Here is a 24,121-nt window from a genome sequence, read left to right on the forward strand (position 1 = left end):
AAGTGGGAGTGGGCAAGCCCGTGCAATACACCGCGCTGCCTGCCTGGTGAGGATGTTGCCGGCTACCTGAACTGGTACTCCAACCCCGCCCCCGCATACCACGACCGCCCAGGCGCTGCCTCGTAATAACGCCCGTTGCCGTCACCGACAATCACCGACCCCACATACTGCCGGTCAAACAGGTTGTCCAGCCGCAGCAGCTGGTGGAACGTCCAGGGCCCCACATGTTGCTCGAACCGGGTCCGCCAGTTGAATACCGCATAAGCCGGTGCGGCCCTGGCGTTGTTGCTGTCGTCCACATACACCTTGCTCCGGTACTGCCCTTCAACCCCCATGCTGATGGACGACACCGGCTTCCAGACCAGCTCACCATACAGGTTGTTCAGTGGCACACCGGGCAGGCGGTTGCCACTCTCGATGGTCTGGCTGATGTCATCGGCATAGCGGGCATCGGTGCGGGTATACACCAGGGTGGTCTGCCACTGCTCGCTCAAGTCACTTTGCAGGCTCGCCTCAAAGCCACGTCGTACAGTACGCCCTGCATTGCGATAGCTGGTTCGACCATCCGTAGCGCTGGCAACGACGATTTCGTCATCGGTATGAATCTCATACACCGCCGCATTCAGGCGCGTGCGCTCGCCAAGCCGGTACTTCACACCCATTTCGTACTGCATGCTGGTGGCGGGCTTGAGGCCGAAGTTGAAGCTTTCGGCCAAGCCCGGCGCATAGGCCATCTCGGCCTGGGTGGGGGTTTCGAAGCCTTTGCCGACGCTCACGTAACCGCGCAGGTCCGGCGTGACCGCGTACATCACCGACAGTGATGGCGTGGCCTGCTGGTACTTCTTCGAGCCGCTGGAGTCACCGTTGGCCAGGTAATGGTCGTCGACACGCATTTCCATGGTGCTGTAGCGCAGCCCCAGCTCGCTGGTCCAGTTGCCGATTTCCCAATGGGCCTGGAGGTACGGGTCCAGGCTGGTAGCGGTGTCTTTCTCGTCACGGCGCAACTCACCTTTAACGCCCAACTGGTCGCCGCTGAAATTCTGGTAGCCCCGGCGGTCGTCCTTGCTCTGGTCGTAATCGGCGCCGACGGTGAAGGTGAGATTTCCCGGTACGTCGGCAACCGGCTGGATCCAGCGCAGGGTGCCGCCGTGGAATTCACGATCAAAGTCCACAACCCCGCCGCCACGCTGGCTGTTCGAGGCCACCGTTCTGGGGATGGACAAATACTGCACCACGCTGCGCCGCCCCGCATACAGGTTGAACTGCAGCATGGCATCGCCAAAGTAGCGCTCGTAGTTCATGCCTAGCTGCTGGTGGTCGATGCTTTTGCGGGTGTTGTAGGTTTCGGCCACTGCCGCTGTGGAACGTGGGTCATGCTTGTAGGCATCCCAGGTCTGCCCCAGCGGGTCCTGCGTGTTGTTCTGCTCAAGGCTGCTGTAGATCAGCGCCATGCGCGAGTCTTCATCGGGCTTGAAATTGACCTTGGCGAAGGTCTGGTCACGGCGCGCGGCACTGTGGTCGCGATAGCCATCGGTATCCAGGCGCGAGGCATCCAGCACGAAACCTGCGGTGTCGTTGCCGCCCTCTGCCGACAGGTGGTTCTTGTTGAAGCCGTCGCTGCCAAAGGTGGTTTCGGCACCCACGCGTGCAGGCCCCTGCCCGTCGCGGGTAAACATCTGGATCACGCCACCGGCGTTGCTGCCGTACAGCGTCGCTGCCGGGCCGCGCAGCACTTCGATCCGGTCGGCCACGTCCAGGTTCAGCGTGGCGGCCTGCCCTTGCCCGTCGGGCGTACTGGCCGGTATGCCGTCACTCAGCAGCTTTATGCCGCGCACGCCAAAGGCCGAGCGAGCACCGTAACCCCGTGAAGAAATCTGCAGGTCTTGCGCGTAGTTCTGACGGTTCTGCACCACCAGCCCAGGTACTTTGCTGAGCACTTCCGACAGGTTGACGCCAAGCTGGCCATCCGTGCCGTGGGACAGGTCAACGGTATCCACCGAAAACGGCAGGTCGAATGTGCTGGTGGGCGCATAGGCGCCGGTCACCACCAACGGGTCCATGACGACTACATCGGGTGAACTGGCCTTGGCACCGCCATTGGCGCTCATGCCACCTGCAAACAGCAGGACCAGGCTTGTAGATGAAGGAAAACGAGAAAGAAATCGATACATGCGCAGCTTCCAGAAATTGCGGGCATTACACCAGACCAGCAGCGGCAGCGCGAACGCAGGATTTTTCCTGGCAAGCAGTTGCGAATTTACTTACGCTGAAATACTGTATACGCATACAGCAAAACAAGGAATTTCCTGTGTCCAGCACCGCCTCCGCCACTCCGAGCAGCTATGAACAGTTGGGTGTACGCATCCAGAAGATCATCAACAGCCCCACCGCCCAGCGCAGCCGTGCGGCGCTGATCTTTCGCCTGGAGCAGGAAAGCCCGGATGACTGGGAAACCTTGCTTGAGGAAATCGCCGAGAACGACAACGTCACCCTCGCCCACCGTGACGACGGCGGCGTGCAGGTTTTCTGGACCGTACCGAAGGAAGACTGACCGCGCATGAGAGTTTCGCTTTTCGCGGTAGCCTGCCTGTTACTGACCACTCCACTGGTGCACGCCGATGCCCCACGCACCTTTCAGGAGGCCAAGAAAGTCGCCTGGAAGCTCTATGCGCCGCAATCGACCGAATTCTATTGCGGCTGCAAATACAAGGGCAACAAGGTCGACCTGGCGTCCTGCGGCTATGCCCCGCGCAAGAATGCCCAGCGCGCGTCGCGCATCGAGTGGGAACACATCGTACCGGCCTGGCAGATCGGCCATCAGCGCCAGTGTTGGCAAAGCGGCGGGCGCAAGCAGTGCTCGCAGCATGACGAGGTGTACAAACGCGCCGAAGCCGACCTGCACAACCTGGTGCCGAGCATCGGCGAGGTCAACGGCGACCGTAGCAACTTCAGTTTCGGCTGGCTGCCAGAACAGCGCGGCCAGTATGGCAGTTGCCTGACCCAGGTCGACTTCAAGGCCAAGAAGGTGATGCCACGCCCGTCGATCCGCGGCATGATCGCCCGCACCTACTTCTATATGAGCAAGCAGTACAACCTGCGCCTGTCCAGGCAGGACCGCCAGTTGTACGAGGCCTGGAACAAGACCTACCCGCCGCAGGCATGGGAGCGGCAACGCAACCAGCAGGTAGCCTGTGTGATGGGACGAGGTAACGAGTTTGTGGGCCCGGTCAACCTCAAGGCGTGTAGTTGAGCCTCAGGCCAGCGCTTGTAAATAGGCGCTGGCTTCCCGGTAACGGGCCAGCCGCGCCAGGTCGGCGGGGCCAGGGCAAGGAATGCGGGAAAGGTCACTATTATCGGCCAGGTCGGCAAGCTTGACGGTTCGGGCCAACGGGTCGTCGCCCAGGCGTACCACGAAGTCCTGGTAAGGCTCGCCCTCACGGCGACTGAGCGCCAGCAAGGCGGCAAGGATTTTCAGCGCAAACCCCTCGCGCGCCAGGTCGGACAACGTCAGCGGGGTGTCCTCGATCACATCGTGAAGCACTGCGACAATCCGTTGCTCGGGCGTGGACACCCGCATCATCACGCGGAGCGGGTGGAGAATGTACGCCACTCCACCCTTGTCGTATTGCCCTTCATGCGCTCTGGCGGCCACGGCAATGGCCCGCTCCAGTGTAGACATGAGGCCCCTCCCCGTTCGGCATCTTCCACCCAAGCATAGCCAAACTTGTGTGAACAATGTCTAACTCACGCCTGACAAAGCTACACACACCCGGTTGGCGCGGCCTTATGAAGGCAAATGTTGTGGGAGCGGGCATGCCCGCTCCCACAGGTGCCGCGAAGGCTCCGGCCTCCCACCCACTGCTGCAGTTCTAGCGGGCTGCGCCGTGCTGGATAACCACCGAATCGGTGCCCAGCTTGGCCATCACTTCGTCCTTGCGGGCTTGCGCTTCTTCACGGCTAGGGAACGGCCCCATCAGCACCACCGGCTTGCCGTTGCGGTATTCCACCGAAGAGGGGATGCCCTTTTCGATCAGCCGTGCGGTCATGTCGCTCAGCGCGCCCATGTTGGCGCCCTGGATCACCTCCACATCCCAGCCCTCCGGGGCCGGCTGGCCAGCCAGTGCATCGGCACGGCGTTGCAGGTCGGCGCCGCCGCACACTTCGCGGATGCGCAGGTTGTTGCCGGTGTCGTCGACGATGATGTCGTACTGGCCGTCGCGCTTGATGGCCACGTAGCTGCGGTAGGCTTCGTACTGCCCGGCATCGTCCTTGCCGCGGACCTGGCCGCAGATGGTGCCCTGGGTGTCGATCCGCACGTTGCCGAACTTGGCGGTCTTGGGGTTGTGCAGGTGTTCGGCCACCTGCTTGTGCACGCCTTCCACCTCGTTCTCACAGCCCGCCAAGGCAAGCACTGCCATTACCACAGCCAGTTTGCGCACGCGTGTACCTCCAGATTCGAAGGGGCGGATTCTAGCACGAGGGCCCCGCGCAAGGACCGCGACCATACGTTACACCTTGCAACCAAGTCATCGGACGACACCATCGACGGCGGCGCTGATCGCCATTTCTTATCCCGCTGATAAAAAACTTGAGGCAGCGCAAACCGGGAATTTCGTACAAGAATCGGGGCAGTCATACGACGACGTATGTCGAATAATAATAAAGGTGAACCCATGTCCCGCTCATACATACAGGTGGATGCTTGCGTCCGCATGATCGCACCGGGCGCTTTTGGCGCTTCCTGGGCAGTTCTGCCCCAGGAGGCGCCATGAAAACCCTGGTCGATGCTTACTTCATCATCCTCAAGACGCTGGTGGTAGGTTGCCTGGTCGGCATCACCTGCCTGATTTTCACCAACGTCGTGCTGCGCTATGGCTTCAACTCGGGGTTGTTCTTCAGCGAAGAGATTTCCCGCCTGGCGTTTGTCTGGCTGGTGTTTGCTGGCGCGCAACTGATGCTGCACGAACACGGCCACATCGGCGTCGACATCGTCACCCGCCGCGTCTCGCCTGGCGTGGCCCGCTGCCTGCTGGCACTGACGCAACTGCTGATGCTCTATGTGACCTGGCTGTTTCTCCACGGCAGCTGGAAGCAGACCCTGATCAACCTGCATGTCGGCGCTCCCTCCACGGGTATTTCCATGGCGCTGTTCTACGGCGCAGGCCTGGTCTTCTGCATCCTCAGCGCACTGCTGATCTGCACCCAACTGGTCAGGAACCTCACGGGCAACCTCCCGACGCCCGCCCAGACCGAAACTTCGCTCAATGACGGAGCAGTCGAATAATGGCCCTGTCTGTTTTCGTCGGCGTCCTGATGGCCGCCATCCTGATCGGCGCCCCCATCGCCTATGCCCTGATCCTCTGCGGCGTGGCGTTGATGTGGCTGCTGGGCCTGTTCGATGGCCAGATCATCGCGCAGAACATCATCAACTCGGCGGGCAGCTTCCCGCTGCTGGCAATTCCGCTTTTCATCATCGCTGGCGAGGTAATGAACAGCGGCGGCTTGTCCAACCGCATCATCAAGCTGGCCATCACCCTGGTCGGCCACCTGCGCGGCGGGCTTGGCTACGTCACCATTTTTGCCGGCGTGCTGCTGTCGAGCCTGTCCGGTTCGGCCTTGGCCGACGCCGCCTCGCTGACCGCCCTGTTGCTGCCGATGATGGTCATCGCCGGCTACAACCGTAACCGCTCCGGGGGCCTGATCGCATCGGTGTCGGTGCTGGGTTCGATCATTCCACCCAGCATCGGTTTCGTCGTGCTGGGCGTGGCTTCGGGGCTGTCGATCACCAAGCTGTTCCTTGCCGGCATCGCCCCGGGCCTGATGATCGCCGCCGCACTGGTGGTGGCCTGGTGGCTGATGTCGCGGCGTAACAACGATGTGGAGCTGAGCCCCAAGGCCAGCGGCAAGGAGCGCCTCAAGGCCCTGGTTGACAGCTTCTGGGCGCTGATGCTGCCGGTGATCATCGTCGTCGGCCTGCGCTTTGGCGTGGTCACCCCGACCGAGGCCGGTGCGGTGGCCAGTGTCTATGCCCTGCTGGTGTCGTCGCTGATCTACCGCGAGCTCAGCCTCAAGTCGCTCAACGAACTGCTGTTGCGCGCCGGCAAGACCACCGCTGCCGTGATGTTCCTGGTAGCTGCCGCTTCGATCCCGGCCTGGATGATCACCATCGCCGATATCCCCGGGCAAATCATCGACCTGATCCAGCCAGTGATGGACAACCCGCGGCTGCTGATCGTAGTGCTGATGCTGCTGATTCTGGTGATTTCCATGGTCATGGACCTCACCCCCACCGTATTGCTGCTCGCGCCGATCCTGGTACCGGTGGTGACCGCTGCGAACATCGACCCGATCTACTTCGGCGTGCTGTTCATGATCAATTGCTCGATCGGCCTGATCACCCCGCCGGTGGGCACGGTGCTCAACGTGGTCTGCGGCATCGGTCGCATGCGTTACGAGGCACTGCTCAAAGGCACGTTCCCGTTCCTGATCGCGGAAATCATCGTGCTGTCCCTGCTGGTCATCTTCCCCGAACTGGTCACCGTTCCCGCCCAGTGGTTCGGGCATTGATCTCCCCTATAACAATAAAGGTACTGTCCATGAAGAAACTCGCCCTCATCACCGCCCTGTTGCTGTCCAGCAGCTTGAGCATGGCCGCCGACTACAATGCCCGCGTCATCAAGTTCGCCGCTACCAGCCCCAAGGGCACGCCACCGGCCATCGGCATGGAACTGTTCGCCAAGAAGGTTCAGGCGCGCAGCGAAGGCAAGATCAAGGTACGCACCTTCCCTAACGGTGTTTTGGGCGGCGACGTGCAGGTGCTGTCGTCCTTGCAGGGTGGCGTGGTGGAAATGATGACCTGGAACGCCGGGCTGATGCTCAACCACGTCACCGACTTTGGCATCCTCGACTTCCCGTTCCTGTACACCGACACCGCCAAGGTCGATGCCATGCTCGACGGCGAGGTGGGCAAGATGCTCACCGACCAGCTGCCGGCGAAAAACCTGGTTGGCCTGGCGTTCTGGGAGCTGGGCGAGCGCAACCTGACCAACAATGCGCGGCCGGTGCAAAAGCTGGAAGACATCGCCGGGCTGAAGATTCGCGCCCAGCAATCGCCGCTGTTCCTCGACGTGTGGGCGGCACTCGGTGCCAACCCGACGCCGCTTCCTTTCACCGAGGTGCACACGGCGCTGGAGACCGGCACCGTGGACGGCCAGGAAAACCCGGCGGCGCTGATCCTCGCCTCGCGCTTCAACGAGGTGCAGAAGTACCTGAGCCTGACCCGGCACAACTACAACCCGCAGATCGTGCTGATCAGCAAGACGTTCTGGGACAGCCTCAACAAGGACGAGCAGCAACTGCTGACCGAAGTTGCCCAGGAAGTGCGTCTGGAACAACGGCGCATCTCCCGGGAGGCCGACAGCAAGGCCATCGCCGACCTGCAGGGCGCGGGCATGCAAGTCAACCAGCTGCCGCCCGAAGAGGTGGCGCGCATCCAGGCCAAAATCCGCCCCGTGGTCGACAAGTACGCCGCACAGATCAATCCCGAACTGGTCAGCAAGGTCTACCAGGCCATGGGTTACCAGCCACAGTGACGCCCTCGCGCCGCGCATTGCGGCGCCTTTCAACTGCCATCAAGGAACAGCATGAAAATCTCCGTAGCCCAGATTCACCCGGTGGCCGGTAACCCGGCCCTGACCGTCGACAAGGTTGCCGCGCTGGCACGCCAGACCGCTGCACAAGGCTCGCGGCTGATCGCCTTTGCCGAATGCCTGATCACTGGCGGCGCGTTCGACAGCCGTGAAGACCTCGAGCGCGGCGCCATCAGCCTCGACGCCCTGGCGCCACTGCTGGAGGTATCGGCGCAGACCGGCATCCTGATCGTGGTCGGCTTCTACGAGCGGCACGCCAGCTCGGTGTACAACACGGCTGCGCTGATCGGCGCGCAGGGCATCATCGGCCTGCACCGCAAGCGCCACCTGCCGTTCATGATCGGCGACCGCTTCACCGACCGCCCCAGCGAATGGGCAGCGCCTGTGTTCGATACCGACATCGGCCGCATCGGCCTGGCCATCTGCTACGAAATCCGCTTCCCCGAAGTGGTACGCACCCTGGCCCTGGAAGGCGCCGACATCGTCGTACTGCCTGCTGCCTGGCCAGAACAGGCGCGCATGCTGCCGGACATTTTCAGCACCGTGCGCGCCGCTGAAAACATGGTGTACTTCGTTGCTCCCAACCGCAACGACATGGACGAGGGCATGCAGTTCATCGGCACCAGCCACATCATCGAACCGTCCGGCAAAACCCTGGTGCGCGCCGGCCTGGAAGACGGTGTGTACACCGCCGAGATCGACCTGGCCAAGGCACGCAACAAGTCGCTGATCCGTGACCCGGGCATATTCGAAGTGCACCCGTTCCGCGACCGGCTGCCCGAAACCTATCGCATCTGACCCAAGGCGGTATCGAACATGAACCAAAGCACCACACACACCTTGCTGAAGGCCCGCATGGCGCGCGGTGCCACCTTCGGCATAAACATCTACAGCACCGCCTGCATGGCCATCGAGGTGGCCGGCAACTGGGGCCTGGATTTCGTCTTCATAGACGCCGAGCACACCGCGCTGGGCGTGGACCGCCACATGGAAAAACTGCTGCTGGCCGCCAGCAGCGCTGCAATCCCCAGCCTGGTACGGGTACGGGGCACGCTGGAATGGGATATACGCAAGGCCCTGGAAATGGGCGCTGCCGGAGTGATCGTGCCGCAAGTGCACAACGCCGCGCAGATGCGCCAGATCATCCACTACAGCAAGTTCCCGCCGCTGGGACGCCGCGGTGGCGACAGCTCGGTGCGCTCGGCCGGGTTCGCCGGGCCAGGTTTCGACTGGGCGCGCTACACCCAGGCAGAAAACGACCGCAGCGTGATCGTGCCCATGGCCGAAAGCTATGAGTTTTTCGACAACATCGATGAGATTCTCGATGTGGAAGGGATCGATGCGGTGCACTTCGGGCCGGCGGACTACTCACTTTCACGCGGGTTGCCGGTCGACTACCGCCTGGGCAACCCCGAGGTGCTGCAACGCTTGCAGTTGCTGATCGAGAAATGCCATGCCCGCTCGATCAACGTGATGGTGCCGTGCTTTCCGGCCGACCGGGTCACCGCCAGGCGGTTGCTGGACATGGGCAGCGACATGCTGCTGATGGGCAGCGATCTGTCATGGCTCAACCAGGCCGGGCAACATATCGCTACAGTAAAACAGGCACTCACCTGACCGACTGACACGCCACACAACCGGCGCCTGCAGGCACCGCGCAGTTTTCGGGCTGCTACGGTGCCTGCGGGCGCGCGACTAATCCACCAGAAAGTTCTGCTTTACCAGTGTCGCCCGAATGATCGATACCAGTTCACCCAGTTGCATGTCCGGCCGTTCAGTCAAGTAGGAAAGGCAGAACTTTGCCGCAGGGATCGCCGGGTCGCACGGTAATGTCTTCAACATGTCCACCGCCAACATGTCGCGAATCAGTGGCACCGGCAATATGCCAATGGCATGCCCCGCCGATACCATCTTGGCAATAAACGCCAGCGAATTGCTGGAATGAAAAGCGTGGCTCGCCGAGCCGCTTTCCTGCAACCAACGGTCCACCACCGAATACAATGTCGACGGCGCGCTGTGGGTAACGATCGAATACTGCCGCGCCTGCTGCGGCAGAAACGGCCCGTCGGCAATCTCCAGGTGCCGCGCCGCCACCCACTGAAATGTCATCCAGCCAAGGAACACATCGGTCACATCCTCGCGTGTGGCCGGGTTGGTCAGCAGGGCGATGTCCAGTTCGTGATCGTTCAGTTTGCGGTTGAGCGCGGCGCCCACATCGATGGTGATTTCCAGGGTGATTTCCGGGAAGTGCGCCTTGATTTCGCTTATTACCGCAGTCAGCCCGACCATGGCCGAGCACTCGTCTGCACCCAGGCGCAGGCGCCGGTGTTGCTTTTGCTGGGCAGCGAACTGCTCCAGCTGCGTGCTGTTGTTCAATACCAGTTCGGCATGGCGCAGCGCCGTGTGGCCGTCGGCGGTGAGGCTCATACGCTGCTTGCTGCGGTCGAACAGCTTGACGCTCAGCAACGACTCCATTTCCTTTATGCGCGCCGACACCGCAGGTTGCGTCAGGTGAAGATGCCGTGAGGCCGCGTGCACACCGCCCAGGCGGGCGGTCCAGTAGAATGCCTCGATCTGCATCAGCGTGATACGCATGATAAAAACTGCTCCGGCTACTGCTTACGGATTTTTATTATCGACCGTTCAGGGCGCTTGTTAGGATGACCGAAACCCTTCGAAAAAGCATCCGGCATAACAACAACTCCCTATGTATATCATCGAAGCTCTACCTACCCCGGTTAACGCCCACGAACTTGAAATACTGATCAATGCCGAACCGGCAACTATCGGCCATTTCATTACCCACGGCATACCCCACCCGGAAATCAAGGCACACTTGCAGAATGTACGGGCGGTGGGCACCGCCGTAACCGTACGCATGCCCGGCAATGACGGTGGCATCCTGCACTACGCCATGGGCTGCGCACGCCCCGGCGATTTCCTCGTCGTGGACCGATGCGGCGAGCGCATCACCGCCGCGCTGGGTGGGGCCATGGCCTACGCCGCCAAGCAGGCCGGGGTAGCCGGGATCATTGTCGACGGTTATGTCACCGACCTTGGCGAACTGCGCGAGCACGGCGTACCGGTATGGTCACGCGGTGCCAGTGCCATCACCACGCGGGTGATCGGCCACGAAGGCGAGTTCTGCACTGCCATCCAGTGCGGCGGGGTCATCGTGCACCCGGGCGACGCCGTGGTGGCGGACGAGAACGGCATCGTATTCCTGCGCCCAGGCAAGGTGGTAGAACTGGCGCAACGGGCAATCGACTTCCAGCGCAACGAAAAGCACACCCTCGCCCGGCTGGCCAAGGGCGAGAAGTTTCCCGATATCGTCGGGTCGCGGTCGACCATCGAGGCGGCGACCCGCCCTCGCCAATAGCGCCAGACCGTACCCGAAGTAGCTCCTGAACAACAACAAGAGGACTACCGTGAAGCTCATCTCCCGGCTCATACCGCTGGCGCTTGGGGCGCTGATGGGCAGCCCGGCCGCACAGGCGCAGGACTACCCGCAAATCCGTTTCAACGTGATTGGTGGCGGCAGCCACAACTACACGTTCCGCGCCGTCGAACAGCCGTTCTGGACCAACACCTTGCCCACCGCATCCCACGGCAAGGTCACCGCCCAACTGCTGGGGCTGTCGGAGAGCGGCCTCAAGGGCCCGGAAATCATCCGCCTGATGCGCTTTGGCGCGGTAGACATCGGCATGGGCGTGTTCGCATTCGTCGCCGGTGACGATGCCACCTTCGAAGGCATCGACCTGCCGGGCATGGCCGCCGACATCGGCACCGCCCGCCGCATTGCCGACGCCTACAAGCCGGTGCTGGAACAGCGTATGGCCGAGCGCCATGGCATAAAGCTGCTGGCCACCGTGCCGTACACTGCGCAGGTGTTTTTCTGCCGCGCGCCCGTGCAATCGCTGGCCGACCTCAAGGGCCGGAAAATCCGCACGCGCGGGCGCAACATGGCCGAACTGGTCAAGGCCATTGGCGCTGCCCCGGTCACCCTGCCTTTTGCCGAAGTGGTGACCGCCATGCAGACCGGCGTCATCGACTGCGCCATTACCGGCATCGGCTCGGGCAACGCCGCCAAATGGTACGACGTGGCCGGGTACCTGTACGACCTGCCGGTGGACTGGTCGGTCGGCTTCTATGGCATCGGCCTCAAGCGCTGGCAACAGTTGCCGCCTGAGGTGCAGCAACTGCTGCAGGCGCAGTCGAAGGTGCTGGAAGATGCCCTGTGGCAGGAGACGGCCAGGGAAAACCGTTACGCCAAGGCATGCAATGTCGGCAGCCCCGACTGCCAGATCCACCAACCGGCGCACATGAGCGCGTCGGCACCCGACCCGCAAGAACAGCAGCGCGTGCGCCAGGCGGCGCTGGAAATCGCCAACAACTGGGGCAAGCGTTGCGGCCCCGGTTGTGTCGAGCAATGGAATGCCAGCGCAGGCCGTGCCATCGGCATGCGCCTGGCCCCATAAGCCCTTTACCTCGGAGCAGACAGTGATGAATACGGCCCATTCCGGCCTGGCGGCCATCACCGCCATCGCCAAGGCCAGCACCTGGGTAGGTGGCTTTGCCCTGCTCGGCTGCGCCCTGCTGATTGGCATCGACCTGATCTTGCGCAAGACCCTGGGCATCTCCATGGGCGGCGCCGATGAGATTGCCGGCTATGTTCTGGCAGTCACCAGCGCCTGGGCGTTTCCGGTCACCTTGCTCAAGCGCTCACACATCCGCGTCGACATCCTCTACGCTCGCCTTGGCCTGAAGCCACGGGTGGCGCTCGACCTGTTCGCCCTGGCCTGCATGGCCGTGCTGGTCAGCACCCTGGCCTTTCACGCCTGGAATGTGCTGCAGGACTCCATCGAATACCGCTCAGTGTCCAACACGCCGTTGCAAGTGCCGCAATGGATACCGCAATCCATCTGGTTTGCCGGCTACCTGTTCTTCGCCCTGACCCTGCTCAGCCTGGCGCTGGTGAGCCTGGGGCATTTATTGCGCGGGCGCTGGGGGGCGGTCAGTGCACTGATCGGTATCAACACGGTCGAGCAGGAAATCGAACAAGAGCTGCACCCCGCGGCCAACACCGCCAAGGAGCACACGCCATGCTGAGCATCACCTTGTTCCTGCTGCTGGCCCTGCTGGCGCTGAGCGTGGCCGCCGCCGTCAGTATCGGCCTGCTGGGGATGTCGCTGTCGCAGTTGTTCTCGACCCTGCCATTGAGCAATGCCATGGGCGAAATCGCCTGGAACACCAGCGCCGAGTTCCTGCTGGTGTCCATCCCTCTATACATACTGATGGGTGAACTGCTGGTGTGTTCGGGGGTGGCCGGGCGCATGTACCAGGCGGTCGAGAAATGGCTGTCCTGGCTGCCGGGCGGCCTTATGAACTCCAACATCGGCGCCAGCGCACTGCTTGCCACCACCAGTGGCTCCAGCGTGGCAACCGCCGCAACCATTTCCACCCTGGCCATTGCGGAGCAGGAACGCAAAGGCTACAACGCCCCGCTGTTCCTGGGCTCAATCGCCGCTGGCGGCACGCTGGGCATCCTGATTCCGCCATCGATCAACATGATCCTGTTCGCCCTGATCGCCAACGTGTCGGTGCCCAAGCTGTATCTGGCTGCAACCATCCCCAGCATCATCCTCAGCCTGTTGTTCGTCGCACTGATCGTGCTGGCCTGCCTGGTGCGCCCGCAATTGGGTGGGCGCAAAGAACACACCCGCTGGGCAGAACGCCTGGCCTGCATCCCCGACCTGCTGCCGCCACTGGCCATCTTCGCCCTGGTGATCGGCTCGATCTACAGCGGTTTTGCCACTGCCAGCGAGTCGGCGGCACTGGGGGTACTCAGCGCCTTGGGCTTGGGCCTGTGGCGCCGGGCTCTCACCTGGCAAAGCCTGGGCCAGGCCTTCGAAGCCACGTTGCGCACCACCGGAATGATCATCTTCATCACCTTGTCGGCGTTTTTCCTCAACTTCGTGCTGGCGTCCATCGGGCTGACCACCACCCTGGTCAACTTCGTCACCAACCTGAACCTGTCACCTACGGCCACGCTGCTGGCGATCATCGTGTTCTATATCGTGCTCGGCTGCTTCATGGACACCCTGGCGATGCTGATCACCACGGCGCCGCTGATCGTGCCGATCGTCGTCGCCCTGGGCTTTGACCCACTGTGGTTCGGGGTGGTGCTGATCGTGCTGTGCGAAATGGGCCAGATCACCCCGCCGTTCGGCATGAACCTTTTCGTGGTGCAGAGCATCCGTGGCCGCGGCAACTTCATGGACGTGGTGTATGGCGCGCTGCCGTTCTGCCTGGCTTTGCTGGTGCTGATCAGCTTGCTGATTGCCTTTCCACAACTGGCGCTGTGGCTGCCAAAGGCGTTCTAGCGGAAAATGCAAAAAGGGCGATCATTTCTGATCGCCCTTTTTGGGATTTGGTAGGCACAATTGGACTCGAACCAACGACCCCCACCATGTCAAGGTGGTGCTCTAACCAACTGAGCTATGTGCCTGTCGTGTGGTGCGCATATTAGTGATGCAATGCGTACCTGTAAAGCTTTTTTTTGAGAAAAATCAAAAACTTTCGAATATGAGCGCTGCCTGCCCATACCGCGGTTTCGATGCCCGCGAAATGGACAATGAAAAAAGGGATGACCCTTTCGGATCACCCCTTCTTCGATTTGGTAGGCACAATTGGACTCGAACCAACGACCCCCACCATGTCAAGGTGGTGCTCTAACCAACTGAGCTATGTGCCTGTCGTGTGGTGCGCATTCTACGCATTAGAAAAACCCTGTCAACACTTTTTTTCGAGCTAACCTACTGAATCTTAAACTCTTTATATAAAGAGGCGCTGGCAGGTCCGCCGTAAAGGATTTTCACCAGACGACTAGCGGGTGTTTATTATTATTGATAGCATCGGTACATTCGTTAAAAATATAAAACACGAGGTTCCTGCAGCATGGCTAACACCCCCTACCCCCAGTCCTACTACGCCGCCTCGGCCAACCCGGTGCCGCCACGTCCGGCGCTGCAGGGTGAGGTGGAAACCGATGTGTGCATCATCGGCGCCGGCTACACCGGCCTTTCCAGCGCCCTGTTCCTGCTGGAGAACGGCTTCAAGGTGAGCATCGTCGAAGCGGCCAAGGTCGGCTTCGGCGCATCGGGCCGCAACGGCGGCCAGATCGTCAACAGCTACAGCCGCGACATCGACGTCATCGAACGCACCGTCGGTCCCAAGGAAGCGCAACTGCTGGGCCATATGGCCTTCGAAGGCGGGCGCATCATTCGTGAGCGCGTGGCCAAGTACAACATCCAGTGCGACCTGAAAGACGGTGGCGTGTTCGCCGCCATCACCAGCAAGCAGATGGGCCACCTGGAATCGCAAAAGCGCCTGTGGGAACGCTTCGGTCACAACCAGCTCGAGCTGATGGACCAGAAGCGCATCCGTGAAGTGGTCGCGTGCGACAGCTATATCGGCGGCATGCTGGACATGAGCGGCGGCCACATCCACCCACTGAACCTGGCCCTGGGTGAAGCTGCTGCGGTCGAGTCACTGGGCGGCATCATCTATGAGCAAACCCCGGCAATCCGCATCGAGCGCGGTGCCAACCCGGTCGTGCACACCCCACAAGGCAAGGTGCGCGCCAAGTTCATCATCGTCGCCGGCAACGCCTACCTGGGCAACCTGGTGCCGGAACTGGCCGCCAAGTCCATGCCATGCGGCACCCAGGTGATCACCACCGAACCACTGGGCGAAGAGCTGGCGCGTACCCTGCTGCCGCAGGATTACTGCGTCGAGGACTGCAACTACCTGCTCGACTACTACCGCCTGACCAGCGACAAGCGCCTGATCTTCGGTGGTGGCGTGGTGTACGGCGCGCGTGACCCGGCCAACATCGAGGCGATCATTCGTCCGAAGATGCTCAAGGCCTTCCCGCAGCTGAAGAACGTGAAGATCGACTACGCCTGGACCGGCAACTTCCTGCTGACCCTGTCGCGCCTGCCACAGGTTGGCCGTATCGGCGACAACATCTACTACTCGCAGGGATGCTCGGGCCACGGCGTGACCTATACCCACCTGGCGGGCAAAGTGCTGGCCGAGGCCCTGCGCGGCCAGGCTGAGCGTTTCGACGCCTTCGCCGGTCTGCCGCACTACCCGTTCCCGGGTGGCCAGATGCTGCGTGTGCCGTTCAGCGCCATTGGCGCCTGGTACTACAGCCTGCGCGATCGCCTGGGCTTCTGATGTAAGCAGGCCTGGCCCTATCGCCGGCAAGCCAGCTCCCACAGGTACCGCACAGGCGTCGAACCCAGTGCGCTACCTGTGGGAGCTGGCACCGCTATTTGTTCAGGCTGCTGATAGCCTGCTTCGCCGCAATTTCCTGCCCCGCCCGCGCCAGTTCATCCGCAGCCTGTAACCACCGCTGGCGGTCCACCTGGGCCGGCAACTGCCGCGGTGGCTGCACCAGCACCGCCCAACTCCCCTGCTTCGCCCACGCCGATGCAAAGTCATCGAACGCCATCACCTGCCGCCGGTGCATGCCCGAGCGCAGCAGTACACGCTGCTTGTAGCGGTCATAGCCGATCAGCACCGCATAACGTGGCTCACCCCACCAGGCCGAACCCTCCTCGTAACGCAGCAACACCGGGTTGCCCGCCGCCACCTGGGCCAGCAGTGCGTCCAGTTGTTTGTCCAACGGGTACACCACCATGCCATAGTCCCGCGCCACGCGAGGGATGCCAGTGTCCAGCGCTTCGGCGCCCTGTGGCAGGTTCAACGGTTTGTCCAGCAGGCCCGGAGTGATGGGTGCGCCCTGTTGCGACAGCACCGCTGCCAGCGCCATGGCACCGCTGTGGTTGGCGTTGCCACGGTAGAACGGCACGCTGCTGATCTCGACCCGCTGCGGCAGGCCTTTGAGGTTGGCAGGCGGTGCGCTGGCACAGCCGGCCAAGGTGGCCGCCATCAGACAGGCGACCAACAGCCGCCGTGGGGCAGCTTTGATGGAATGTTGCTGCATGGACACTCGCTTGTTCCAACGCCAGGCAGGCAGCGCCCGGCTCTGGCCACCGATCATAGGTCCGACAGCGGCGCGGGTATAGTCCGACAGCGGCTTGGAGCGAATCGGACTCAGAGATAGACCTTTGTTCGATGGAACGTCACAGGCGAAGGGCTAGACTAAAGCAGTGTCTGGAAGGCAGCGCTGGCCAATCGAGCGCTTGCCGTAGAGATGGAGGCACAGATGAGCCTGACCATGGCAATTTTCATGCTGGTAGGCATGTGGCTAAGCGTTGCAGCCGCCATGCTGTGGGGCGTACTGCGCATCGTGCGGCGCCATTCCCACCACCACCTGCCACCGCAGGCCCCTGCCAAGCCGCAACCTGTGCGCCGGGCACGGCGGCCAGCCGGGGTGCATTAAGACTTCAGAAAACGCGAACGGGGCGCAATGCGCCCCGCCTTTTGCATCAACCTTCTTTACATCAACCTTCAGCCGCCTCACGCTTCAATCGCGCCCGGCGAGCAAAAATGTTGAGCATCTCGATCACGGTCGAGAACGCCATGGCCGCATACACATACCCCTTCGGTACATGAGCGCCAAAACCTTCGGCGATCAGCGTCATGCCGATCATGATCAGGAAGCCCAAGGCCAGCATGACCACCGTCGGGTTGTCATTGATGAAGTTGGCCAGCGGGTCGGCGGCCACCATCATGACGATGACTGCCGTGATCACGGCAATGATCATGATCGGCAAGTGCTCGGTCATGCCCACAGCAGTGATGATGCTGTCGACCGAGAAGACGATGTCCAGCAGCAGGATCTGGAAGATTGCCGCAGCAAAGCCCAGGGTAATGGTCGAACCGACCTTGGCTTCTTCCTTCGCACCGTGCGGGTCAACGCTTTCGTGGATTTCCTTGGTCGCCTTCCACAGCAGGAACAGGCCACCGGCAATCAGGATCACATCCTTCCAGGAGAAGGCGTTTCCGAACACTTCGAACACCGGGTCGGTCAGCTGTACGATCCAGGCCACCGTGCTGAGCAAGGCCAGGCGCATGACCAACGCCATGCTGATACCGATACGTCGTGCCTTGGAACGGTACTCCACGGGCAGTTTGTTGGTCAGGATGGAGATGAAGATCAGGTTGTCGATGCCCAGTACGACTTCCATGGCGACCAGCGTAGCCAGGGCAATCCAGGCGGTGGGGCTAGCGGCGAGTTCCAGCAAGTATTCCATTGTTCAAATCCTGCAGCGGCGGTTTAGGGTCAGATTTCCTGGGTGTCTTTTTTCTTGTCGGCATCCTCAGGCTTCTGCCCTTCGCCGCCTATGGCCTCGTTCAACGCCTGCTGGGCGGCCTTGTTGGTGTCGTCGATGGCCTGCTTGGCCGACTGCGCGGCCTGGTCGAGCATCTGCTGGGCGGATTTCTCGGCCTGGTCGCAGCCTGCCAGGGTAAACAGGGCCAAAGCCAGCACCAATGGGGTACCGATGGATTTGAGTTGCAGCATGGTGTCCTCGCTTGAAATATCCCGGCGGCGCATGGCGCCTGATGCGGTGCATTCTAGAGACGCGAATAGTTCAGGAAAATTCGTATTTTCATGGCGTATACTTCGGTTTTTACGAATCGGGACGACCAACGGTGCTCAATTATCGCCAGTTGCATTACTTCTGGGCCGTGGCCAAGACCGGCAGCATCACCCGTGCCAGCGAGCAGCTGAACCTCACACCGCAGACCATCAGCGGGCAAATAAGCCTGTTCGAGCAAACCTACGGCCTTGAATTGTTCCAGCGCGCCGGCCGGCAGCTGGAGCTGACCGAGACCGGCCGCCAGGCGCTGGTGTATGCAGAGCAGATGTTCCAGATCGGCGGCGAGCTGGAAGCCATGCTGCGGGCAGGCCCGCAGGAGCAGATCCTGTTCCGCGTGGGGGTGGCCGACGTGGTGCCCAAATCCATCGTCTACCGCCTGCTGGCACCGACCATGGAGCTGGATGAAGTGCTGCGCATCAACTGCCGCGAAGACAAACTTGAGCGGTTGCTGGCAGACCTGGCCATCCAGCGCCTGGACCTGGTGATTTCCGACAGCCCCATGCCCAGCAACCTGGACATCAAGGGTTATAGCCAGAAGCTGGGCGAGTGCGGGCTAAGCTTCTTCGCTACCCCGGCGTTGGCACAGCGCCTTGACGGCCCCTTCCCCGCCTGCCTGCAGGATGCGCCATTGCTGGTGCCCGGCCAGGAAACCGTAGTGCGCAGCCGCTTGCTACGGTGGCTAAGTGAGCAACAGGTGCAGCCACGCATCGTCGGCGAGTTCGATGACAGTGCCCTGATGCAGGCGTTCGGCCAGTCGGGCAGCGGCATTTTCGTTGCCCCCAGCGTGATCGCCGAAGAAGTGTGCCGCCAGTATGGCGTGACGCTGATCGGCCAGACCGAGGCCGTGCACGAGTCGTTCTATGCCATTTCGGTGGAACGCAAGGTCAAGCACCCGGGGATCGTGGCGATTACCGAGGGGGCGCGTCGGGAGTTGTTTCATTGGTGATTGCGACGGCCTGTTCGCAGGTTTACCCGCGAACAGGCCGCAACAGCCCCACAAGTACTCTATGGTAAAGTCGCGCCCTTTCCAGATTCCGAGATACCGCTGCACATGACCCCCCTTCTCCGCCTCCTCAACCGCACCAGCCTGGTGACGCAGATCGTCATCGGCCTGCTCGCCGGCATCGCCCTTGCCCTGCTCGCGCCCGCCATCGCCCGCGACATGGCCTTTCTCGGCAAGGTGTTCGTCAGCGCCCTGAAAGCCGTGGCGCCCGTACTGGTGTTCGTCCTGGTCATGGCGTCTATCGCCAACCACCGCCACGGCCAGGAAACCCACATCCGCCCGATCCTCTGGCTGTACCTGCTGGGCACCTTCGCCGCAGCGGTGGTGGCTGTAGTTGCCAGCATGCTGTTCCCGTCCAACCTGGTGCTGAGCACTGGCGAGGCAACGTTGAGCGCGCCGGGCGGCATCACCGAGGTGATGCAGAACCTGCTGCTGAGCGCGGTCGACAACCCGATCAATGCCCTGCTCAACGCCAACTTCATCGGCGTGCTGACCTGGGCAATCGGCCTGGGCGTGGCCCTGCGCCATGCTGGCGAAACCACCCGTACCGTGGTCGAGGACTTGTCCAACGGCGTGACCCTGATCGTGCGCGTGGTCATCCGCTTCGCCCCGCTGGGCATTTTTGGCCTGGTCAGCTCCACGCTTGCCCAGTCTGGCCTTGACGCACTGCTCGGCTACCTGCACCTGCTGGCTGTGCTGATCGGCTGCATGCTGTTCGTGGCGCTGGTGATGAACCCGCTGATCGTGTTCTGGAAAATCCGCCGCAACCCCTACCCACTGACCCTGCTGTGCCTGCGCGAAAGCGGCATTACCGCGTTCTTCACCCGCAGCTCGGCGGCCAACATCCCTGTCAACCTGGCACTGTCGGAGCGCCTTGGCCTGCATGAAGACACCTATTCAGTGTCGATCCCGCTGGGCGCAACCATCAACATGGCCGGCGCGGCCATCACCATCACCGTGCTGACCCTGGCTGCGGTGCATACCCTGGGTATCCCGGTGGACCTGCCAACGGCCGTGCTGCTCAGCGTGGTGGCGGCGGTGTGCGCCTGCGGTGCTTCGGGCGTGGCCGGGGGCTCGCTGCTGCTGATTCCACTGGCGTGCAGCCTGTTCGGCATCCCCAGTGAAATTGCCATGCAGGTGGTGGCGGTGGGCTTCATTATTGGTGTGTTGCAGGACTCGGCCGAGACGGCGCTGAATTCGTCGACCGATGTGCTGTTCACAGCGGCGGCTTGCCAAGCCGAAGAGCGGCGTAGCGCTTGAAGGCCAAGGGGCCGCTGTGCGGCCCCTTGCAGGCAAGCAATGATGCCAGTGATTGCTTAAGCCAGGCGCATTACCTAGGCTAGTGGCCTTTCCCCAGTAATGAGACAGGGCCATGTCAGAACACGAAACCGCAGGTGAAGGCCGCTTCAACAGCGTTGAGATCCGCATTCTCGGTTCGCTGATCGAAAAGCAGGCCACCAGCCCGGAAAGCTACCCGCTCACCCTCAATGCCCTGGTCCTGGCCTGCAACCAGAAGACCAGCCGCGAGCCGGTGATGAACCTGACCCAAGGCCAGGTCGGCCAGGCCTTGCGCGCCCTTGAAGGGCAGGACATGACCCGCCTGCAGATGGGCAGCCGTGCCGACCGCTGGGAACAAAGGGTGGATAAGGCACTGGAGCTGGTGCCAGCGCAGCTGATACTGATGGGCCTGATGTTCCTGCGTGGCCCGCAAACCCTCAACGAACTGCTTACCCGCAGCAACCGCCTGCACGACTTCGACGACACCGAGCAGATCCAGCACCAACTGGAGCGCCTGATCTCGCGCGGTCTGGCATTACACCTGCCACGCCAGGCCGGCCAGCGCGAAGACCGCTACACCCACGCCCTGGGCGACCCGGCTGAAATCGAAGTAATCCTCGCTGCACGCCAGCAGGAAGGTGGCGCGCGCAGCAGTGGCGGCAGTGTCTCGGAAGACCGCATCGAAGCCCTTGAAGCTCGCATCGCGGCGCTGGAGGCGCGCCTGGCCGAGCTGGAAGGCTGAGCCTTTACGGCTCGCGGTCGGGGAAGTTGCGGCAGCTCTTGCGTTCGGCCAGCTCCCGGTCACTGGGGCGCTGGTCGACGAACACGGTGCGGCCGTCGGCGTAGATTTCCAGGTAGCCCCAGTGCAGGTCCTGCTCTTGCTGACCGGGCTTTGGGGGGACTAACCACCAGGGTTCGCGGCTGATCAGGGTCATGAGTGTGATTCCTGAGGGGATCTGCACTAATCATAGACACCCTCGGGTTCTTCTTTTCCTGGACCGGCCCTTTCGCGGCTAAAGCCGCTCCTACAGGGATCTACACAGTGTTCAAAACTGCGCAGTACCCGTGGGAGCGGCTTTAGCCGCGAAGAGGCCGGTACAGGCTTATGCCGGAGCCGAAGTACGGATCAGGTGATCGAAGGCTGCCAGCGAAGCCTTGGCCCCTTCACCCACAGCAATCACGATCTGCTTGTACGGCACGGTAGTCACGTCACCGGCGGCAAACACGCCCGGGATGCTGGTCTGGCCCTTGGCATCGACGATGATCTCGCCACGCGGCGACAGCTCGACGGTACCCTTCAGCCAATCAGTGTTCGGCAGCAGGCCGATCTGCACGAAGATGCCTTCCAGCGCCACGTCGTGCGTTTCATCCGTAGTGCGATCCTTGTAGCGCAGGCCGGTCACTTTCTCACCATTGCCCAGCACTTCGGTGGTCAGCGCGCTGGTGATCACTTTCACGTTCGGCAGGCTGTGCAGCTTGCGTTGCAACACTGCATCGGCACGCAGCTGGCTGTCGAATTCGATCAGCGTCACCTGGGCGACGATGCCGGCGAGGTCGATGGCCGCTTCCACGCCCGAGTTGCCGCCGCCGATCACCGCCACGCGCTTGCCTTTGAACAGCGGGCCGTCACAGTGCGGGCAGTAGGCCACGCCACGGCCGCGGTATTCCTGCTCGCCCGGCACGTTCATTTCGCGCCAGCGGGCACCGGTGGCCAGAATCACAGTCTTGGCCTTGAGCGAGGCACCGCCGGCCAGGCGTACTTCATGCAGGCCGCCATCGGTGGCCGGAATCAGCGCTTCGCCGCGCTGCAGGTTCATGATGTCCACGTCGTATTGCTTGACGTGTTCTTCCAGTGCCGTGGCCAGTTTCGGCCCTTCGGTTTCCTGCACGGAGATGAAGTTTTCGATGGCCAGGGTATCGAGCACCTGGCCGCCGAAGCGCTCGGCAGCAACACCGGTGCGGATGCCTTTACGTGCGGCGTAGATGGCCGCTGCCGCGCCGGCCGGGCCACCACCAACCACCAGTACATCGAAAGCGTCCTTGGCGTTGATCTTTTCGGCCTGGCGAGCACCGGCACTGGTGTCGATCTTGCCGAGGATTTCTTCCAGGCCCATGCGGCCCTGGCCGAACACTTCGCCATTCAGGTAGATGCTTGGCACCGCCATGATCTTGCGCGATTCCACTTCGTCCTGGAACAGCGCACCGTCGATGGCCACATGGCGCACATTAGGGTTGAGCACTGCCATCAGGTTCAGCGCCTGGACCACGTCCGGGCAGTTCTGGCACGACAGCGAGAAGTAGGTTTCGAAGGTGAACTCGCCTTCCAGCGCCTGGATCTGCTCGATCACTTCGGCACTGGCCTTGGACGGGTGGCCGCCGACTTGCAGCAGCGCCAGCACCAGCGAAGTGAATTCGTGGCCCATGGGTATGCCGGCGAAGCGCAGGCTGATATCGCTACCCGGGCGGTTCAGCGAGAACGACGGGCGACGGGCATCGGTACCCTCCGCGCTGAAGGTAATGAGGTTCGACAAACCGGCAATTTCCACCAGCAGGTCGTGCAATTCGCGGGACTTCGCGCCGTCGTCGAGGGAGGCTACGATCTCGATCGGCTGGGTGACCCGCTCCAGGTAGGTTTTCAGTTGCGATTTAAGCGTGGCGTCCAACATACGGGCGATTCCTTTTTTTCAAAACTCGGATACAAAAACGCCCAGGCGATGTCGCCCGGGCGTTTGACGGGGCGGTAGGTATTTCAGCTTTAGCGGCTGCTTACCGCCCGCGTTATGGGCATGACCTTAGATCTTGCCTACCAGGTCCAGCGATGGTGCCAGAGTGGCTTCGCCTTCTTTCCACTTGGCTGGGCACACTTCGCCTGGGTGGGCGGCAACGTACTGGGCAGCCTTCACTTTACGCAGCAGTTCGGCAGCATCGCGGCCTACACCACCGTCGTTCAGTTCGACGATCTTGATCTGGCCTTCCGGGTTGATCACGAAGGTACCGCGGTCGGCCAGGCCGGCTTCTTCGATCAGCACGTCGAAGTTGCGCGAAATGACGTGGGTCGGGTCACCGATCAGCGGGTACTGGATCTTGCCGATGGTGTCCGAGGTGTCGTGCCAGGCTTTGTGGGTGAAGTGGGTGTCGGTGGACACGCCGTAGATTTCCACACCCAGTTTCTGGAACTCGGCGTAGTTGTCGGCAAGGTCACCCAGCTCGGTCGGGCAGACGAAGGTGAAGTCAGCCGGGTAGAAGAACACGACAGACCACTTGCCTTTCAGGTCGGCTTCGCTGACCTGGACGAACTCGCCCTTGTGATAGGCGGTGGCGTTGAACGGTTTGACTTGGCTGTTGATGATTGGCATGAGAGACGCTCCTTCATGGGGTTGGAATCAGTTGATGGATAGAATCCTAACTAATCATCCCGCCGAAGGCTCATTGGCAAAGCTCATGCTTGTGATTGGTTTTGGCTATAACCCGGGTTAATTAATAGAAGGGAATGGGCTGAGCAAAGGATTGCGCTGCATTCATTGGCCCCATCGCCGGCAAGCCAGCTCCCGCAGGTACAGCGCAGGCCCATGGACTTGTGCAATACCTGTGGGCGCTGGCTTGCCGGCGATGAGGCC

The 24,121-nt window shown here is 61.9% G+C and carries 26 protein-coding genes and 2 tRNA genes; 16 read left to right on the forward strand and 12 right to left on the reverse strand.

The window, feature by feature from the left end; all coding sequences use genetic code 11:
• Window positions 1-62: 62 nt before the first annotated feature.
• Window positions 63-2,108 (reverse strand): TonB-dependent receptor, encoded by a 2,046-nt coding sequence (locus MRBLPB4O_RS17715; RefSeq protein WP_341796106.1) that lies wholly within the window; start codon window positions 2,106-2,108, stop codon window positions 63-65.
• Window positions 2,109-2,308: 200 nt separating this feature from the next.
• Here MRBLPB4O_RS17715 and MRBLPB4O_RS17720 point away from each other — a divergent pair, with 200 nt between their 5' ends.
• Both MRBLPB4O_RS17720 and MRBLPB4O_RS17725 read left to right on the forward strand, forming a co-directional pair.
• A complete protein-coding gene (locus tag MRBLPB4O_RS17720) occupies window positions 2,309-2,551 on the forward strand; it encodes a DUF1654 domain-containing protein (protein ID WP_016498977.1) in 243 nt (80 codons plus the stop codon).
• A 6-nt stretch (window positions 2,552-2,557) separates the two neighbouring features.
• Window positions 2,558-3,250 carry an endonuclease I family protein gene (locus MRBLPB4O_RS17725; RefSeq protein ID WP_341796107.1) on the forward strand — a complete coding sequence of 231 codons (693 nt, stop codon included), beginning with the start codon at window positions 2,558-2,560 and terminating at the stop codon, window positions 3,248-3,250.
• A 3-nt stretch (window positions 3,251-3,253) separates the two neighbouring features.
• Here the strand turns inward: MRBLPB4O_RS17725 and MRBLPB4O_RS17730 are convergent, their stop codons facing one another.
• Together MRBLPB4O_RS17730 and MRBLPB4O_RS17735 are read right to left on the reverse strand one after the other, a co-directional pair.
• Complete coding sequence (locus MRBLPB4O_RS17730) at window positions 3,254-3,679, reverse strand: GTP pyrophosphokinase (RefSeq protein ID WP_341796108.1); 426 nt, start codon at window positions 3,677-3,679, stop codon at window positions 3,254-3,256.
• 190 nt (window positions 3,680-3,869) lie between these two features.
• Window positions 3,870-4,439: an SPOR domain-containing protein gene (locus MRBLPB4O_RS17735; RefSeq protein WP_063426967.1), complete on the reverse strand. Its 570-nt coding sequence runs from the start codon at window positions 4,437-4,439 to the stop codon at window positions 3,870-3,872.
• 329 nt (window positions 4,440-4,768) lie between these two features.
• Here MRBLPB4O_RS17735 and MRBLPB4O_RS17740 point away from each other — a divergent pair, with 329 nt between their 5' ends.
• The 5 genes from MRBLPB4O_RS17740 to MRBLPB4O_RS17760 are packed head-to-tail and all read left to right on the forward strand — an operon-like array spanning window position 4,769 to window position 9,266.
• Window positions 4,769-5,284, forward strand: coding sequence for a TRAP transporter small permease (locus tag MRBLPB4O_RS17740; protein WP_341796109.1), 516 nt, complete (start codon window positions 4,769-4,771; stop codon window positions 5,282-5,284).
• Window positions 5,284-6,567 carry a TRAP transporter large permease subunit gene (locus tag MRBLPB4O_RS17745; protein WP_341796110.1) on the forward strand — a complete coding sequence of 428 codons (1,284 nt, stop codon included), beginning with the start codon at window positions 5,284-5,286 and terminating at the stop codon, window positions 6,565-6,567. Before MRBLPB4O_RS17740 ends, MRBLPB4O_RS17745 begins: the two co-directional genes overlap by 1 nt.
• A gap of 29 nt (window positions 6,568-6,596) precedes the next feature.
• A complete protein-coding gene (locus tag MRBLPB4O_RS17750) occupies window positions 6,597-7,592 on the forward strand; it encodes a TRAP transporter substrate-binding protein (RefSeq protein ID WP_341796111.1) in 996 nt (331 codons plus the stop codon).
• A gap of 51 nt (window positions 7,593-7,643) precedes the next feature.
• On the forward strand, window positions 7,644-8,447 hold the full coding sequence (locus MRBLPB4O_RS17755; RefSeq protein ID WP_341796112.1) for a carbon-nitrogen hydrolase family protein: 804 nt from the start codon (window positions 7,644-7,646) through the stop codon (window positions 8,445-8,447).
• An 18-nt stretch (window positions 8,448-8,465) separates the two neighbouring features.
• On the forward strand, window positions 8,466-9,266 hold the full coding sequence (locus MRBLPB4O_RS17760) for an aldolase/citrate lyase family protein (RefSeq protein ID WP_341796113.1): 801 nt from the start codon (window positions 8,466-8,468) through the stop codon (window positions 9,264-9,266).
• Window positions 9,267-9,344: 78 nt separating this feature from the next.
• Here the strand turns inward: MRBLPB4O_RS17760 and MRBLPB4O_RS17765 are convergent, their stop codons facing one another.
• The gene (locus MRBLPB4O_RS17765; RefSeq protein WP_016487907.1) at window positions 9,345-10,244 is read right to left on the reverse strand and encodes a LysR family transcriptional regulator; all 900 of its coding nucleotides are present in this window, start codon (window positions 10,242-10,244) and stop codon (window positions 9,345-9,347) included.
• A gap of 112 nt (window positions 10,245-10,356) precedes the next feature.
• On the opposite strand from MRBLPB4O_RS17765, the gene MRBLPB4O_RS17770 reads away from it, so the two are divergent.
• The 4 genes from MRBLPB4O_RS17770 to MRBLPB4O_RS17785 are packed head-to-tail and all read left to right on the forward strand — an operon-like array spanning window position 10,357 to window position 14,032.
• The gene (locus tag MRBLPB4O_RS17770; RefSeq protein ID WP_341796114.1) at window positions 10,357-11,028 is read left to right on the forward strand and encodes an RraA family protein; all 672 of its coding nucleotides are present in this window, start codon (window positions 10,357-10,359) and stop codon (window positions 11,026-11,028) included.
• A 49-nt stretch (window positions 11,029-11,077) separates the two neighbouring features.
• The gene (locus MRBLPB4O_RS17775) at window positions 11,078-12,127 is read left to right on the forward strand and encodes a TRAP transporter substrate-binding protein (protein ID WP_341796115.1); all 1,050 of its coding nucleotides are present in this window, start codon (window positions 11,078-11,080) and stop codon (window positions 12,125-12,127) included.
• A 25-nt stretch (window positions 12,128-12,152) separates the two neighbouring features.
• Window positions 12,153-12,758 (forward strand): TRAP transporter small permease, encoded by a 606-nt coding sequence (locus tag MRBLPB4O_RS17780; protein ID WP_341796116.1) that lies wholly within the window; start codon window positions 12,153-12,155, stop codon window positions 12,756-12,758.
• Complete coding sequence (locus MRBLPB4O_RS17785; protein WP_341796117.1) at window positions 12,752-14,032, forward strand: TRAP transporter large permease; 1,281 nt, start codon at window positions 12,752-12,754, stop codon at window positions 14,030-14,032. The genes MRBLPB4O_RS17780 and MRBLPB4O_RS17785 overlap by 7 nt, the downstream gene beginning before the upstream one ends.
• 48 nt (window positions 14,033-14,080) lie before the next feature.
• Here MRBLPB4O_RS17785 and MRBLPB4O_RS17790 read toward each other — a convergent pair.
• A tRNA-Val gene (locus tag MRBLPB4O_RS17790) sits at window positions 14,081-14,157 on the reverse strand.
• A 169-nt stretch (window positions 14,158-14,326) separates the two neighbouring features.
• Window positions 14,327-14,403: transfer RNA gene (locus tag MRBLPB4O_RS17795), tRNA-Val, on the reverse strand.
• A 203-nt stretch (window positions 14,404-14,606) separates the two neighbouring features.
• Between MRBLPB4O_RS17795 and MRBLPB4O_RS17800 the strand changes: the two genes are divergently transcribed.
• Entirely contained in the window at window positions 14,607-15,890 is a 1,284-nt protein-coding gene (locus tag MRBLPB4O_RS17800) for an FAD-binding oxidoreductase (RefSeq protein WP_341796118.1), read from the forward strand.
• A gap of 94 nt (window positions 15,891-15,984) precedes the next feature.
• Here MRBLPB4O_RS17800 and MRBLPB4O_RS17805 read toward each other — a convergent pair whose 3' ends face one another.
• On the reverse strand, window positions 15,985-16,719 hold the full coding sequence (locus MRBLPB4O_RS17805) for a peptidase C39 family protein (RefSeq protein ID WP_341796119.1): 735 nt from the start codon (window positions 16,717-16,719) through the stop codon (window positions 15,985-15,987).
• 165 nt (window positions 16,720-16,884) lie between these two features.
• On the opposite strand from MRBLPB4O_RS17805, the gene MRBLPB4O_RS17810 reads away from it, so the two are divergent.
• Entirely contained in the window at window positions 16,885-17,061 is a 177-nt protein-coding gene (locus MRBLPB4O_RS17810; protein WP_016498971.1) for a hypothetical protein, read from the forward strand.
• Window positions 17,062-17,122: 61 nt separating this feature from the next.
• Here MRBLPB4O_RS17810 and MRBLPB4O_RS17815 read toward each other — a convergent pair whose 3' ends face one another.
• Together MRBLPB4O_RS17815 and MRBLPB4O_RS17820 are read right to left on the reverse strand one after the other, a co-directional pair.
• Window positions 17,123-17,875 carry a TerC family protein gene (locus tag MRBLPB4O_RS17815; protein WP_341796120.1) on the reverse strand — a complete coding sequence of 251 codons (753 nt, stop codon included), beginning with the start codon at window positions 17,873-17,875 and terminating at the stop codon, window positions 17,123-17,125.
• 29 nt (window positions 17,876-17,904) lie between these two features.
• Entirely contained in the window at window positions 17,905-18,144 is a 240-nt protein-coding gene (locus MRBLPB4O_RS17820) for a hypothetical protein (RefSeq protein WP_019473606.1), read from the reverse strand.
• A gap of 131 nt (window positions 18,145-18,275) precedes the next feature.
• Here MRBLPB4O_RS17820 and nhaR point away from each other — a divergent pair, with 131 nt between their 5' ends.
• The 3 genes from nhaR to MRBLPB4O_RS17835 all read left to right on the forward strand — a co-directional run bounded on the left by nhaR (window position 18,276) and on the right by MRBLPB4O_RS17835 (window position 21,246).
• Window positions 18,276-19,169: a transcriptional activator NhaR gene (nhaR, locus tag MRBLPB4O_RS17825; RefSeq protein ID WP_138736085.1), complete on the forward strand. Its 894-nt coding sequence runs from the start codon at window positions 18,276-18,278 to the stop codon at window positions 19,167-19,169.
• A gap of 105 nt (window positions 19,170-19,274) precedes the next feature.
• A complete protein-coding gene (gene sstT / locus MRBLPB4O_RS17830) occupies window positions 19,275-20,486 on the forward strand; it encodes a serine/threonine transporter SstT (protein WP_341796121.1) in 1,212 nt (403 codons plus the stop codon).
• 112 nt (window positions 20,487-20,598) lie between these two features.
• Window positions 20,599-21,246, forward strand: coding sequence for a DUF480 domain-containing protein (locus MRBLPB4O_RS17835; RefSeq protein WP_197899266.1), 648 nt, complete (start codon window positions 20,599-20,601; stop codon window positions 21,244-21,246).
• Between the two features lie 4 nt (window positions 21,247-21,250).
• Here the strand turns inward: MRBLPB4O_RS17835 and MRBLPB4O_RS17840 are convergent, their stop codons facing one another.
• From MRBLPB4O_RS17840 to ahpC, 3 genes are all read right to left on the reverse strand, one after another.
• The gene (locus MRBLPB4O_RS17840; RefSeq protein WP_016498965.1) at window positions 21,251-21,439 is read right to left on the reverse strand and encodes a hypothetical protein; all 189 of its coding nucleotides are present in this window, start codon (window positions 21,437-21,439) and stop codon (window positions 21,251-21,253) included.
• A gap of 168 nt (window positions 21,440-21,607) precedes the next feature.
• A complete protein-coding gene (ahpF, locus tag MRBLPB4O_RS17845; RefSeq protein ID WP_341796122.1) occupies window positions 21,608-23,170 on the reverse strand; it encodes an alkyl hydroperoxide reductase subunit F in 1,563 nt (520 codons plus the stop codon).
• Window positions 23,171-23,296: 126 nt separating this feature from the next.
• Window positions 23,297-23,860: an alkyl hydroperoxide reductase subunit C gene (gene ahpC, locus MRBLPB4O_RS17850; protein ID WP_004375926.1), complete on the reverse strand. Its 564-nt coding sequence runs from the start codon at window positions 23,858-23,860 to the stop codon at window positions 23,297-23,299.
• Window positions 23,861-24,121: the final 261 nt, after the last annotated feature.

Origin of the sequence: Pseudomonas sp. LPB4.O, assembly GCF_038383825.1 — a bacterium.
In the GTDB taxonomy this organism is placed as follows: domain Bacteria; phylum Pseudomonadota; class Gammaproteobacteria; order Pseudomonadales; family Pseudomonadaceae; genus Aquipseudomonas; species Aquipseudomonas putida.

What these genes read in the sequence shown, in the direction of transcription:
- MRBLPB4O_RS17835 (WP_197899266.1), top strand. Translation starts at nt 20,599, where the DNA reads ATGTCAGAACACGAAACCGCAGGTGAAGGCCGCTTCAACAGCGTTGAG.
- MRBLPB4O_RS17740 (WP_341796109.1), top strand. Translation starts at nt 4,769, where the DNA reads ATGAAAACCCTGGTCGATGCTTACTTCATCATCCTCAAGACGCTGGTG.
- MRBLPB4O_RS17820 (WP_019473606.1), bottom strand. Translation starts at nt 18,144, where the DNA reads ATGCTGCAACTCAAATCCATCGGTACCCCATTGGTGCTGGCTTTGGCC.
- MRBLPB4O_RS17725 (WP_341796107.1), top strand. Translation starts at nt 2,558, where the DNA reads ATGAGAGTTTCGCTTTTCGCGGTAGCCTGCCTGTTACTGACCACTCCA.
- MRBLPB4O_RS17760 (WP_341796113.1), top strand. Translation starts at nt 8,466, where the DNA reads ATGAACCAAAGCACCACACACACCTTGCTGAAGGCCCGCATGGCGCGC.
- MRBLPB4O_RS17765 (WP_016487907.1), bottom strand. Translation starts at nt 10,244, where the DNA reads ATGCGTATCACGCTGATGCAGATCGAGGCATTCTACTGGACCGCCCGC.
- sstT (WP_341796121.1), top strand. Translation starts at nt 19,275, where the DNA reads ATGACCCCCCTTCTCCGCCTCCTCAACCGCACCAGCCTGGTGACGCAG.
- MRBLPB4O_RS17800 (WP_341796118.1), top strand. Translation starts at nt 14,607, where the DNA reads ATGGCTAACACCCCCTACCCCCAGTCCTACTACGCCGCCTCGGCCAAC.
- ahpF (WP_341796122.1), bottom strand. Translation starts at nt 23,170, where the DNA reads ATGTTGGACGCCACGCTTAAATCGCAACTGAAAACCTACCTGGAGCGG.
- MRBLPB4O_RS17785 (WP_341796117.1), top strand. Translation starts at nt 12,752, where the DNA reads ATGCTGAGCATCACCTTGTTCCTGCTGCTGGCCCTGCTGGCGCTGAGC.
- MRBLPB4O_RS17840 (WP_016498965.1), bottom strand. Translation starts at nt 21,439, where the DNA reads ATGACCCTGATCAGCCGCGAACCCTGGTGGTTAGTCCCCCCAAAGCCC.
- MRBLPB4O_RS17770 (WP_341796114.1), top strand. Translation starts at nt 10,357, where the DNA reads ATGTATATCATCGAAGCTCTACCTACCCCGGTTAACGCCCACGAACTT.
- MRBLPB4O_RS17805 (WP_341796119.1), bottom strand. Translation starts at nt 16,719, where the DNA reads ATGATCGGTGGCCAGAGCCGGGCGCTGCCTGCCTGGCGTTGGAACAAG.
- MRBLPB4O_RS17810 (WP_016498971.1), top strand. Translation starts at nt 16,885, where the DNA reads ATGAGCCTGACCATGGCAATTTTCATGCTGGTAGGCATGTGGCTAAGC.
- MRBLPB4O_RS17750 (WP_341796111.1), top strand. Translation starts at nt 6,597, where the DNA reads ATGAAGAAACTCGCCCTCATCACCGCCCTGTTGCTGTCCAGCAGCTTG.
- MRBLPB4O_RS17730 (WP_341796108.1), bottom strand. Translation starts at nt 3,679, where the DNA reads ATGTCTACACTGGAGCGGGCCATTGCCGTGGCCGCCAGAGCGCATGAA.
- MRBLPB4O_RS17815 (WP_341796120.1), bottom strand. Translation starts at nt 17,875, where the DNA reads ATGGAATACTTGCTGGAACTCGCCGCTAGCCCCACCGCCTGGATTGCC.
- ahpC (WP_004375926.1), bottom strand. Translation starts at nt 23,860, where the DNA reads ATGCCAATCATCAACAGCCAAGTCAAACCGTTCAACGCCACCGCCTAT.
- MRBLPB4O_RS17745 (WP_341796110.1), top strand. Translation starts at nt 5,284, where the DNA reads ATGGCCCTGTCTGTTTTCGTCGGCGTCCTGATGGCCGCCATCCTGATC.
- MRBLPB4O_RS17780 (WP_341796116.1), top strand. Translation starts at nt 12,153, where the DNA reads ATGAATACGGCCCATTCCGGCCTGGCGGCCATCACCGCCATCGCCAAG.
- MRBLPB4O_RS17715 (WP_341796106.1), bottom strand. Translation starts at nt 2,108, where the DNA reads ATGAGCGCCAATGGCGGTGCCAAGGCCAGTTCACCCGATGTAGTCGTC.
- MRBLPB4O_RS17755 (WP_341796112.1), top strand. Translation starts at nt 7,644, where the DNA reads ATGAAAATCTCCGTAGCCCAGATTCACCCGGTGGCCGGTAACCCGGCC.